Origin of the sequence: Aminobacter sp. UC22_36 (assembly GCF_044056035.1) — a bacterium.
GTDB lineage: Bacteria > Pseudomonadota > Alphaproteobacteria > Rhizobiales > Rhizobiaceae > Aminobacter.
In genome coordinates this window covers 2,901,325-2,913,378 of record NZ_CP171996.1, presented here as the reverse complement: position 1 = coordinate 2,913,378, position 12,054 = coordinate 2,901,325, and the positions used below count along the sequence as shown (strand labels likewise).

Sequence of the window (12,054 nt, the reverse complement as noted above, 5' to 3'; positions counted from 1 at the left end):
ACTTCCGACCTGAGTATGGCGTGGGGGGGTGCGTGGTTGATCTTGCTCTTTGGCTTAACCCTTTGAACGGTGAAAACCCGTCGGGGGAAGATTTGCGCAACGATCCGCGCTTTCACGAGCTTGAGCGCCTCATCGAGCCGCAAGTCGATGTCGTCCACGACGAGCGCAACAGACCCTCATCGCAAGTCAGCATTCCCGTCGATTGGGCGACCGTCATCGATAAGGCCGAAGAACTGCGCGCCCATGGCCGCGATCTTCGCCTGATCACGCTTGTCACCCGCGCCCAGGCCAACGCGCAAGGGCTCGCCGGACTGGCCGAGGGCCTGACGCTGATTGCGCGGACTTTCGATGAGCACTGGGAAACCATGCACCCGGCACTTCGGCCCAATGCCGCGCCGCGCGAGGCAGCTCTGCGCCGAATCAATGCGTTGCTCGATTTGCAGAACGGCCAGGACGGACTGCTCGCCAATCTCCGCCAGATGGCGTTCTTCGCACCGCGCGGCTTTGGCCCGATCACCGGCCGCGAGCTCGAACAGGGCGCACTCGATGATCGTGTCATGCTGCAGGAAGCGGCCCAGGGGCTGAACACCGCCGAGCGGGCGGCCCTTTCGTCCGCCCACGAGCAGCTTCTGGCCAAGCTGCGCAGCGCTTGTGCCGCGCACGCCGATCAGGCTGGCCCTGCCATGGAGCAGCTGGTTGCCGACGCCCGCGCCGCGAACAAGGCCCTCAGCGCCGTCGACACGGCGCTCAACAAACGCCTCGAAAGTGCCGGGCCGGCAGTGCCGGACCTGAAGAAGTTTCTCGACCGCATGCTGACGACACTTGAACGCGGATCGACCGCGCGCACTGCTGTCAAGGACCCGGCAACGCCCGAGCTGACCCAGGCTACACCGGCAGCGGCACAGCCCAACGGCCACGCGCCCGAACCGGTGGCCAACCATGCGGGACCGACCATGGCCCTCCCCGACCGCCTGTCTTCGCGCGACGACGTCGTCAAATGCCTCGACCTCGTCGTCGCCTTCTACGACCGGACCGAGCCGTCGAGCCCGATCCCGCATCTCGCCCGCCGTGTGCGCCGCATGGTGCACATGGATTTCGTTGAACTGATGGAAGATCTCGCACCCTCCGGGCTGAAGGAATTCCGGCTGCTGGCCGGCGTTCCAGACAGCAAGAAGACGCCTCAGAAGGATGAAAGGTAGCCAAGCATGCCAGCGGAAAGCAAAGCAAAGGTCATCGAGCGAAATCGCGCCCCGCGCGTGCAGATCGCCTATGACGTCGAGACCTACGGCAGCCCGACGACGATCGAACTGCCTTTCGTGATGGGCGTGATGGCGGATCTCGCCGGCGCATCGCAGACCAAGGAAGCGCAAAAGACGGTGCTCGACCGCACCTTCGTCGAGACCGACGCCAACAGGTTCCCGCGTTTCATGGAAGCGCTTGGGCCACGCGTGAAGGCACGGGTGAAAAACACCTTGCCCCAGGCCGAGGGTGCGGAACGTGAGGAAGAGCTACCTATCGATCTCACCTTCTCCAAGATGGGCGATTTCGCTCCCGACAAGATCGCCGAGCAGGTGCCACAGCTGGCCGAAATCCTCAAGATGCGCCGCCAGCTCGAGGAGTTGCTCGGTTTCATGGACGGGCGGGCCGACGCGGAAAAGCGCATCGCACAATTGCTGAACAACGAGCCACTGCTCGGCCAGATCGCCAGCCAGGCGCTCTCCGACAGCGACAAGGTCGAGGAATAGCGCCATGGCTGAACAGCAAAAAAGCCCAACCGTCGCCGAGGCGGAAGCCATCGATCTCGGCGAGTTCAGCGATCTTCTGGAGAAGGATTTCAAGGTCAAGAAGGACGACAGCGAGAAACTGCAGCAGCTCGTTCGCAATCTCGCGCTTGCCGCTCAATCCCGCTCCGACACCACCACCATCTCGTCGAATGCGATCAAGTCGATCAAGTCGCTGATCTCGGGCATCGACAAGATGCTGACGGTTCAGCTCAACGAGATCCTGCACGCGCCGGAAGTGCGTGAGATGGAAGGTACCTGGCGTGGCCTCTGGTACCTCGTCAACAACACCGAGACCGACCAGAAGCTGAAGATCCGGGTGATGAACATCTCCAAGGAGCAACTGGCCGACACGCTTGAGGACTATGAAGGCCAGATGTGGGACCAGAGCCCGGTCTTCAAGAAGGTCTATACGGACGAATATTCGATGTTCGGCGGTGAGCCGTTCGGTTGCCTGATCGGCGCCTACGAGTTCTCCAACCACCCCCGCGACGTCGGCCTCTTGCGCAACATATCGGGCGTCTGCGCCTCGGCGCATACGCCGTTCATCGCTGCCGCTTCACCACGCCTGTTCCGCATGGACAGCTGGCAGGAATTGCCCAACCCGCAGGACCTGCAGCAGATCGTCTCCAACCCTGCCTACGCCTCGTGGCAGTCGCTGCGTGAGAGTGAGGACGCGCGCTATATCGGCCTCGCCATGCCGCGCGTGCTGGCACGGCTGCCCTATGGCGCTGATACCGTTCCGGTGAAGGGCTTCGCCTTTGAGGAGGAGGTCCAGGGCGACCACCACAAATACATCTGGATGAATGCCGCCTTCCCGATGGGCGTCAACATCAACCGCAGCCACAAGCTGTTCGGCTGGGGCACACAGATCCGCGGCGTCGAGAATGGCGGCACGGTGATCAACCTTCCGGTGCACAGCTTCCCCACCGATGACGGCTCGGTGGCGATGAAATGCCCGACTGAAGTCGCCATCGACGACCGGCGCGAGGCGGAACTGGCCAAACTCGGCCTGATGCCGATCCTGCACCGCAAGAACACCGATCTCGCGGCCTTCATCGGCGCTCATTCACTGCAGGACGACGAGACCCGGGCCGGCAGGCTGGTCGATCCCGACGCGCAGTCCAACGAACGCCTCAGCGCCAATCTGCCTTACCTGTTCCCGGTCTCGCGCTTTGCCCATTATCTCAAGGCGATCGCCCGCGACAAGGTCGGCTCGTTCAAGGAACGCTCCGACATGCAGGTCTGGCTGACCGAGTGGATCAACCGCTACGTGCTCGCCAACCCGGCCTTCGCCGACGACAAGGCCCGCGCCAAGCGTCCGCTCGCGGCGGCGGAAGTCCAGGTCGACAGCGTCGAGGGCCGTCCCGGCTACTACAACGCGCGCTTTTATCTGCGTCCGCACTACCAACTGGAGGGAATAAACGCCTCGCTTCGGCTCGTGTCGGAGCTGCCTTCGGTCAAGTCCTGATTTGCCCATGAGCAACGGAGAGCGAAATGCCTGAGACCAGAACCAAGATCGACGGTTTTCTGAAAGTCCCCGACATTCCCGGACCGAGCGTCCGCGACGGCCACGACGAGGAGATTGAGATATATGGCGTCGATTACAGCATGATCGCGCCGCACGATCCCAACTCGCTGTCGCGGCGTGGTCGCGTCTCGCTGGGCATGATTGAGTTCACCAAGCACTACGACATGGCTTCGCCCTATCTGCAAAAGGCGTTGTTCGACAACACGCTGATGGGCGAGGTGAAGTTCTCCTGTCGGCGCACGATCGAGGGCGAGACCAGCGACTATCTCGTCGTGACCCTCACCGATGCATCGGTTGTGTCCTACCATATGCATCCGAGTCCGGACGAGCCCGACGTCATCGAAGACAAGGTCTCGTTTGCCTACAAGACCATCAAGTTCAACTACGACGACAAGCACGAAGTTGAAATGGATGTCCATGTCGGCAAGTGACGGGCATGTCCGGCGTCACGGCGCCGAAATCGCAGCGGCCACCGGTAGTCCGCGGGCGAAACGCGAGGCGGTTCAGCCTTCCCTATGGGACCGCCTCGTCAACGACTTGCCGGGATTGAATTCCGAGATCGACGGGCTTCGGCACCTCTTGGAGGAGGAACTGGGGACAGAGCGTCTCGACGGCTTTCTCAATGGTGCCGCCAGAATTATCGATTCCGACCTCGATCTGACGCCGGAACAAAAGCGGCGCCTGCACAGGCTGAGCTTTCAAAACAGGCAGCGTGTCGAATTGGAAAGTCGGGGCGTCGTGGTGTCGGCGCGTGTGCTGCGCGAGGCGGTACGGCGCGACATCGAGGCGTTGTTCAATACCGAGCGCTTTGAAGCGACGCCCATGCTTTCCGACAGTGAGGTCGAACACGCCGCTGACGATCCGCCAGATCTCACGGATTTCCCCGAGGTGCGCCGGAGCGTCGTCAACTACGGCGTGCCGTCATTCTCCGGCCGGTCGTCGCGCGACTTCGATCGTGAAACCTTGGCGCGCGAGATACGCCAGGTGCTGGCCAATTTCGAGCCGCGTCTGAAAGACAGCGCGACCAAGGTAACCGTCAACCTCGGCGACAAGACGACCGGCCTCAAGATCGAGATCGACGCCGTTTTGATCATGACCCCGACACCCGAGCGATTGCGGCTGCGCACCACGATAAATCTCGACAACGGCATGGCGCGGACCGATTTCAAGGAAGCCTGAACATGGATCGGATCTTCCTGGAGTATTACGAGGAGGAGCTGACCCACATCCGCACGCTCGCGGCCGAATTCGCCGACATGCACCCGGCGGTCGCGCGCAACCTGTCGCTCGACACAGCGCCTTGTCCCGACCCCTATGTCGAACGCCTGCTCGACGGTGTCGCCTTTCTTGCCGCGCGGACCCGGCTGAAGGTCGATGCCGAGCGCTCCAGGTTCGCGCGCAGCGTTCTTGAGGTCCTTTATCCCGACCTGCTGACGCCGGCACCCGCGACCACCATGGTGGTACTGAAACCAGGCCAGCAGGTTCAGACGATGAACACCGGCCACGTCGTCAAGCGTGGCACCCGCCTGGTGGCTAGCCTGCAGCCTGGCCTGTCGACGCGCTGCACGTTCACGACGGCCCAGGATGTTACCTTGTGGCCGATCGAGATTGCCTCCGTGGGCTACTACCAGGACCGCAGCGCCCTGGCCGCAGCCGGCATCGCACCGATCGGCGGCGTCATTTGCGAAGCTGCATTGCGCATCACCATCGCCAGGACCGGCAAGGGCAAACTCAGCGAACTGGCGCTCGACCGGCTTGACCTGCATTTTGCCGGGCGTACCAAAGCCGCGCTGCTGTTCGACACGATCTTTGGCGTTTGCACCGCCGTGGGCGCCCGTCGGGACGGGAAATCAGGCAAGCTCGCTGTCTTGCCGATGCCCGAGATGATCGGCATCAGCGATGCAGAAGCGTTGATGCCGCGCACGCGCCCGACCTTTGAAGGTTACCGGCTGCTGCGTGAATATTTCATGATGCCCGAGCGCTTCCATTATGCACGGATCCAAGGGCTCCAGCCCACCGTGCGCAGCTGCGAGGCCGGGCTTGAGATCGTCTTCCTGCTGCGGCGGGCCGTGCCGGAACTCGCTGACCTTGCCCCGGCCGATTTCGAATTGTTTGCCACGCCGCTGATCAATCTGTTCGAGCGTGAATGCAACGTCATCGAACTCGACGCGCGCAAGACCCGGCAGGTGCTTTACGCCGACCGCACCAGACCCAGGGATTTCGAGATCTACCGTGTCACCCATGTCGAAGACGCCGAGTCCGAAGGCGCCGACGCCGAGATTCCGGCACTATTCAGCCTTGGGCAAAACCGGGGCAATGGCTGGGTCTATTCGACCGAACGCCGCCCACGCCGCGCAACCGAAGACGAGCGGCGCGAGGGCATGACCCGCACCTCCTACACCGGCGACGATGTCTTCCTGGCGATCTCTCGCCCGGCGGGCATGCCATCCGGCCGCGCGCTCAAACGCATCGAAGTCACCGCGCTCTGCACCAACCGCGACCTGCCGATCCTCGACGACAATCCGACATTGACGCTGGAGAGCGGCGATCCAGTCGACGCGGTCAGGCTGCTTGGCGCCTTGCGTGCGCCGCAGCCGGCCATTCCAGCCACGCTGCCTGCCGGGGCCGATGCCGAGTCCCGCGCCGACGAACTCGCCTGGCGGCTGGTGGCGCAACTGGCGCTCAATTTCCTCAGCCTTGCCAAGGAGGGCCGTGGCGTCGATCCGCTGCATGCGCTGCTCGACCTCTATGCCGATCGCGGTGATCCGGGGCTAACCCGCCACGTCCGCTCGATCGTCCGCATCGACTCGCAGCCGGTGATCGAGCGGCTGGCCATTCCTGGGCCGATGTGTTTTGGCCGCGGTACCGAGGTCTTGCTCCATGTCGACCAGTCGGTCCTGTCTGGTCAAAGCTCGTTATTGCTTTCCGCCCTTTTGGCGCGGCTGTTTGCCCGCCACGCCGGTATCAACGGCTTCGTGCGCACCCGCACGCGGCTTCTCCAGAAGCAGGAGGACGTGCCATGGCCGATGACGCCCGGCAACCGCTTCCTGATCTAGCGCTACGCGACACGCTGACCGAGAGCTACGACTTCTTCGAGTTGCTTCGCCAGCTTGAAAACCGGGGCAGCGGACTGTTCGGTCATTCCGGGCGTCCCGATCGTGAGCCGGCTCGGCTCGGCCAGCATGTGCGTCTCGGCTTTTCGACCCAGGACGTCGTCAAGTTCGAGGAGGCCACGGACAAGACCCCTGCCCGCGTCACCGTCGCCAATCTGGGCCTGCTGGGACCAGAGGGACCATTGCCGCTGCATGTGACGCGTTGGGTGCTCGATCGGATGTCGCAGCGCTGGTTTGCCGGCGCCGACGCCCATCAGACCAGCGACACGACCTTCGTCGAGTTCGTCAACATCCTGCAGCACCGCATGATCGCCCTGTTCTATCGCGCCTGGGCGGATGCGCATCCAGGCGTGCAGGTCGAGCGTGCCGTCGGTGGCCGGGTCCGCTCGATGCTGGAAGCCATGGCGGGCATCGGACTGCCCGACACCAGGAATGCGCAGGATGCGGATCTGGATGCGGTCAAGCTGCGACAGGCAGCGGCACTTGCCGGGCAGGTCGACGGACCGGAGCGGCTGACCTTGTTCGTCGCCGAAGTTTTCAAGGTGCCAGTCCAGCTGAAGGAATTCGTCGCCTCCTGGCTGGAGGTTCCGGCCGCGTTGCAGACAAGGCTCGGCCAGGCCAGCGCTTCGCTGGGCAGAAGTGCCACGATCGGGCCGCGCAGCTTCAGTCGCCAAAACAGGGTCGAGCTGCGCATCGGTCCGCTCGACCTTGAAACCTACAAAACGTTTCTTCCCGGCAGCAAGCGACTGCCCGTGCTGAAGCGCGCCATCCGCGACCTCATCGGTGAGTTGCTCGACGTCGACCTCAGGCTCGTGCTGGCCTGCTCGGAGGTGCCGCCGGCCAGGATCGGCGCCGCGCAGCTCGGTCGTACGGCGTGGCTTGCGCCCCCTGCGGAAAGGGGCGATGCTGAGGATATGCGCCTGCGGACGATCGTCGGTTGGCGGCCAGAAATGGCGGGAGTCGGGGCATGAGCTTGCTCCTCACGCTTGAGCAGGGACCGCGCGCACAGGCTGTGCGCCAAACCCGGCTGGACAAGGGTGAACTGGTGATCGGTCGCAGTCCCGATGCGGACTGGCAGATCGACGACCCCGACATGTTCGTCTCGCGCGCCCACTGCAAGATCACCGCAAGCCAAGACGGCTACGTCATTACCGATACGTCGAGCAGCGGCCTGTTTCTCGACGATTCCGCCAGCCCGCTCGGGTCTGGCAATTCGGCACGGCTGCGCCACGGAATGCGGCTTAGGCTCGGCGATTATGTCGTGTCGGTCGAGCTGCAACCAACGGAAGCCCAGCCACCGCTGCCGAAGCCATCGCCGTCGAGGACGTCGGTACCTCAACCAGCACCGGCATCGCGTGCGCCGATCGGTCTGGGTGGCGATGATTTCTTCTCGCTCAAGACCGATGAGGAGCCTCAGCGCCCTCGCCCCGCCGACCTTCCCAATCCCTTCGAGCATCCCGAACCCGGGGCGTTTCGAGCTTACGAGCGGGCTGGAGGCGCTGAACGCAATTCGCCTGCCTTCGACGATCCGTTCAGCCTGGACCCGGTGGCGACGCCTGTTTCAAATGGCCATGCCGATGGCAGCCAGAACGGCACGGCGGCCTTTGCCGATCCCTTTGGTCTCGCCCCAGCCGATACACCACAGCCCAAGCCGAAGCCGGAACCCGTCCACAGGCAACCACCGCCATCGTTCGACGATGGCTTTGACCTTCCGCCGGTTGCACCGCCGCCTGTCGCCGATGCGAAACCACGCGCAGCCGGCCATGACCAGGGCAAACAGGCATCGCCCGCGCCTTGGGATTTGCCGCCCCGCCGTTCCGATGCAACTCCTCCTCCCCCTCCGCCGTCGTTGCGTGCTCGGGAGAAGGCTGGCCCTGTCGCTGCACCTGCCACGGCGCCCTCGGATAGCGCACTTCGCGCCGCCTTCCTCCGCGGCCTCGGCCTTGACGAAAGCAATCCGTCCGGCCGTGACCCGCTCGTCGAGATGGAAAAATTCGGTCGCGAATACCGCCTGATGCTCGAAGGCCTGATGCAGCTGCTGCGCAAACGGGCCGAGGAAAAGGGCAATGCCCGCATCGAGCAGACCATTGTCGGCTCGTCCGAGGTCAACCCGCTCAAGTTCCTGCCGACCGTCGACGATGCGCTGGCAACCATCCTGGCCGAACGCAGCCCGGGCTTTCTTGCCGGCGAGCCGGCGATATCAGACGCCATACGCGACCTCGCTCACCACCATGTCCGCGCCTGGCGCGGCCTGCAGGGCGCGCTTCGCCACATGATCGATCGCTTTGACCCTGTCGCGCTCGAAGATGAACTGAAAGCGAGTTCGTCGATCGAAAAGCTGCTGGCCGGCGGCCGCAGCGCCAAGCTTTGGGATCTCTACAAGAAACGCCATCGCGAAATCGCCGTGAGTGCCGAAACGCGCTTCATGGGCGAAATAGGAGCTGATTTCCGCAACGCATACGAAGAGGAGTGACGCATGATCGACCGGCGCGACTTCATTATTGCTCTCGGCGCTACAGGACTGGTGACCGCCTGCCAAAGCGGGCCACCGAAACCGTCCACCGTCACCGTCAATGTGAGCGGTCAAGCCGGTATGAACCCCGGGCCCGACGGCGGCGACAGGCCGGTGACAGTTCTGGTCATGCGATTGAAAAGCACAGGCAAGTTCAACTCGGCCGACTACTTCGCCCTGCAGGGCGACGCGGGTTCGGCACTTGCCGGCGATCTCATCGGCTCGGATCAGCTTTCGGTCGGCCCCGGTGCTGCGGCGTCCAAGACGATCACCGTCGAGCCGGAGGCAACCGCGCTCGGCTTCGTCGCACTTGTACGCGAACCCACCGGCCGCACCTGGCGAACGACGAAATCGGTCTCGCCGGGCTCGACGGTGACGATCACCGTGACCCTCGGCAGTGGAGGCATTTCGGCCTGACACGGCCATTTCAGGAGTTGTCGATGCAGAAAGTTGCCGCATGACCGACGCAAACAAGGTGTTATGGTCCGAAGGCCTGTTCCTCCGGACCCAGCACTTCCAGCAGCAGGACCGCTTCTTCGAGGCGACGGTGCGCGGCGCGCTGCAAGCCGGGCAACTCCATACCTTCGGCTTCACCGCGCTGACGCTCGACCCCGCTTTGCTCGAGGCCGGACAAGTCGCTGTGTCATCCGCACGTGGCATCTTTCCCGATGGTACGCCCTTCGCCATTCCCGACACCATGGATGCGCCGAAGCCGCTCGCCATCACCGCCGACATGGGTGGAGGTCCGGTGCTGATTGCCGTGCCGTTGGAGCCGCCCGGCGGCGTCGGCTTCGATCCCGCGCATGCCGAGACCAGCGGTGCGCGTTATCGCGGTCGCATCGTTACCGTCCGTGACGCGGTGCAAGGCGGATCGGATCCCGAGGAGATCGAGATCGCCCGGCCCCAGGCGCTGTTGCTTGCGCCGGGAAAATCGGTAGGCGGCTACACAGCCTTGCCGGTCACCGAAATCACCGGCCTGCGCGCCGACGGTGGCGTTGCCGTCGACGCCAACTTCCTGCCGCCGACGCTCGCGACAGGCGCCGTCCATTGGTACGCCCAGCTTCTCCAGGAAGTCATCACCGGTCTCGATCAGATCGCCGAAGCACACGCCAAGATGGTGCTCGGCGGACCCGGCCGCAGCGTCGAAGACTTGCTGATGCTCAACCTCGCCAATGCGGCACGGCCACGCCTGGCGCACATGCTGGCACAGGACATCTTCCATCCGGCCGAGCTCTATCTCGAGCTTGCCGGCCTTGCCGGCTCGATGGCGACATATGGCTCGAATTCGCGGCGCCTCGCCGAACTGCCTGTCTATGACCACATGGCGCCCGGCCCAGCCTATTCCGCACTCGCCGACACGTTGCGCTCACTGATCCTGAGCTTGCGCTATGTCGAGCCGAAATCGCGGGCACTGCCGGTCATGCGCCATTCCACCAATGTCTGGAAGGTGCGCATCGACAACCCCAAGCTGCTGGTCGCCAGCCGCATCGTCATCCGCGTCGGCTCCGAGCTGTCGGAAGACGCCCTGCGCAAGATCTTCGTCAACCAGGCAACCGTGGGGGCGGCAAGCGAATTCGAAGGCCTGTGGAAGTCGCGGCTGCCGGGCATTCCGCTCAAGCCACTGCATTCGCAACCGCGCGAAATCCCCTATGACGGCGACCGCCTTTGCCTTGAACTCGATCAGAGAAGCGAGCACTGGGCCTCCCTCCTCGACGCACCCGGATTCGTCATCGGCGTATCCGGCGTGCTGCCGAGCGAGCCGCAGGTCGATTGCTATTCGGTGAACAGGTGATGAGATGAGCCAGGACGATCCTTTCGGCTTGTCGGAGGATCGTGAGCGTACCCGGATACGCATGGTCGGTACGCCGTCGCCGCGCATGCCGATGCCGTTTTCGTCTGCCCCATTGAAGCGCTCGCGCGCCCATCCGAACACACTGGTCAACGCGTTTTCTGCCTTGCTGGAATTCGCGCCCGAACTCGAAAATGCGCTGCCGCCTGAGAACCCGGAGCACCTGCGTACCCGTCTGCTCGAAGAGCTTGTGCGCGGGCGCGATGCAGCCGTTGCCGCCGGATCATCGATCGAGCGTGCGGATCAGGCCGCCTGGTCGGTCGCAGCTTTGCTCGACGATCTCGCGCTGAACACGCCCTGGGGCGGTTCGAGCGCCTGGCCACGCCAGCCGCTGGTCGTCATGCTGCGCGGCGACGTCGATGCCGGCGCCCAGTTCTTCTCGCGTCTGGAAGAGCTCGAGCGCCACCCCAACCGCGACAAGGAAATGCTGGAGCTGCAGTATCATTGCATGGCGCTCGGCTTCCGCGGCAAATACCGGGTGCCTGGCCGCTCAGGCGACAGGTCGTTGAATGCCGTGCGTGTCGCCGCCGCGCGTTTCCTGCGCGATGCCGACGCCGAGGATGCGCCGCTTTCACCGAACTGGAAGGGCGTCATCGCCGCAGACGAGGCGCCACGTTTCACCGTGCCGATCTGGGTCATGGGCGTCATATCAGCGGTGCTCGCGACGGCGATCTATGTCGGGTTCTCGCTTGGGCTGAGCAATCAGGCCGTCCAGCTCTCAGCCCTTGTCCGTGCGCTTCCGCCGGCAGATCGTGCCGAGGTGTTGCGCACGACACCTCAGGCGGAAGCGCCTCCGGTCGAGACTGTCGACTTCGCGTTGCTGCCTGAATTCGCAGCGGCGACTCCTGAAGGACTTCGCCCCGCCCTGAAGGGCGCCGAAAGCGTTTCCCTGGCCCGGCTCGTCATCCAGGCCTCCAACCCGGAGTTGTTCCAGTCGTCCCGGGCCGAGCTGACCGACGGCTTCCAGCCGCTCATCGAGGCCATCGCCAAGGTGATCGTCGAGAACCAGGAGCTGATCGGCAACATCACCATAGTCGGCCACACCGACGGCATTCCACTGCAAAGAACCAATCCTCTGTCCACCAACCAGCGCCTGTCGGAGGCCCGCGCCGCAACGATTGCCGACATGCTGGTGCAGAATGGCGTGCCGCGGGATCGTGTCCGTTCGGAGGGGCGTGCCGCCACAGACCCTGTCGCCGATGACGGCACGCGCGAAGGCCGCGCGCTCAACCGCCGCGTCGAAGTGCTGGTCGAAAAGAGGCTGTGAC

At 64.0% G+C, this 12,054-nt stretch carries 11 protein-coding genes; all 11 read left to right on the top strand.

What is annotated here, in order from left to right; translation table 11 throughout:
- The first annotated feature begins 32 nt into the window (after positions 1 to 32).
- Genes tssA through icmH form a run of 11 tightly spaced genes read left to right on the top strand, consistent with a single transcriptional unit; the run spans position 33 to position 12,053 of the window.
- Entirely contained in the window at positions 33 to 1,199 is a 1,167-nt protein-coding gene (gene tssA / locus ACHMW7_RS17595; protein WP_395446883.1) for a type VI secretion system protein TssA, read from the top strand.
- Positions 1,200 to 1,205: 6 nt separating this feature from the next.
- The gene (tssB, locus tag ACHMW7_RS17590) at positions 1,206 to 1,745 is read left to right on the top strand and encodes a type VI secretion system contractile sheath small subunit (protein ID WP_395446882.1); all 540 of its coding nucleotides are present in this window, start codon (positions 1,206 to 1,208) and stop codon (positions 1,743 to 1,745) included.
- Positions 1,746 to 1,749: 4 nt separating this feature from the next.
- Positions 1,750 to 3,252 carry a type VI secretion system contractile sheath large subunit gene (gene tssC / locus ACHMW7_RS17585; RefSeq protein ID WP_395446881.1) on the top strand — a complete coding sequence of 501 codons (1,503 nt, stop codon included), beginning with the start codon at positions 1,750 to 1,752 and terminating at the stop codon, positions 3,250 to 3,252.
- Between the two features lie 26 nt (positions 3,253 to 3,278).
- Positions 3,279 to 3,743 (top strand): type VI secretion system tube protein Hcp, encoded by a 465-nt coding sequence (locus tag ACHMW7_RS17580; protein ID WP_395446880.1) that lies wholly within the window; start codon positions 3,279 to 3,281, stop codon positions 3,741 to 3,743.
- Positions 3,730 to 4,491 (top strand): type VI secretion system baseplate subunit TssE, encoded by a 762-nt coding sequence (gene tssE, locus ACHMW7_RS17575; protein WP_395446879.1) that lies wholly within the window; start codon positions 3,730 to 3,732, stop codon positions 4,489 to 4,491. Before ACHMW7_RS17580 ends, tssE begins: the two co-directional genes overlap by 14 nt.
- Before the next feature lie 2 nt (positions 4,492 to 4,493).
- Positions 4,494 to 6,368, top strand: a complete 1,875-nt coding sequence (gene tssF, locus ACHMW7_RS17570) for a type VI secretion system baseplate subunit TssF (RefSeq protein WP_395446878.1) — start codon at positions 4,494 to 4,496, stop codon at positions 6,366 to 6,368.
- Positions 6,332 to 7,396, top strand: a complete 1,065-nt coding sequence (tssG, locus tag ACHMW7_RS17565) for a type VI secretion system baseplate subunit TssG (RefSeq protein ID WP_395446877.1) — start codon at positions 6,332 to 6,334, stop codon at positions 7,394 to 7,396. Before tssF ends, tssG begins: the two co-directional genes overlap by 37 nt.
- Entirely contained in the window at positions 7,393 to 8,898 is a 1,506-nt protein-coding gene (gene tagH / locus ACHMW7_RS17560) for a type VI secretion system-associated FHA domain protein TagH (RefSeq protein WP_395446876.1), read from the top strand. The genes tssG and tagH overlap by 4 nt, the downstream gene beginning before the upstream one ends.
- Positions 8,899 to 8,901: 3 nt before the next feature.
- Complete coding sequence (gene tssJ, locus ACHMW7_RS17555) at positions 8,902 to 9,354, top strand: type VI secretion system lipoprotein TssJ (protein ID WP_310318946.1); 453 nt, start codon at positions 8,902 to 8,904, stop codon at positions 9,352 to 9,354.
- 40 nt (positions 9,355 to 9,394) lie between these two features.
- Positions 9,395 to 10,729 carry a type VI secretion system baseplate subunit TssK gene (tssK, locus tag ACHMW7_RS17550; protein WP_395446875.1) on the top strand — a complete coding sequence of 445 codons (1,335 nt, stop codon included), beginning with the start codon at positions 9,395 to 9,397 and terminating at the stop codon, positions 10,727 to 10,729.
- A 4-nt stretch (positions 10,730 to 10,733) separates the two neighbouring features.
- Positions 10,734 to 12,053 (top strand): type IVB secretion system protein IcmH/DotU, encoded by a 1,320-nt coding sequence (gene icmH, locus ACHMW7_RS17545; RefSeq protein ID WP_395446874.1) that lies wholly within the window; start codon positions 10,734 to 10,736, stop codon positions 12,051 to 12,053.
- Position 12,054: the final 1 nt, after the last annotated feature.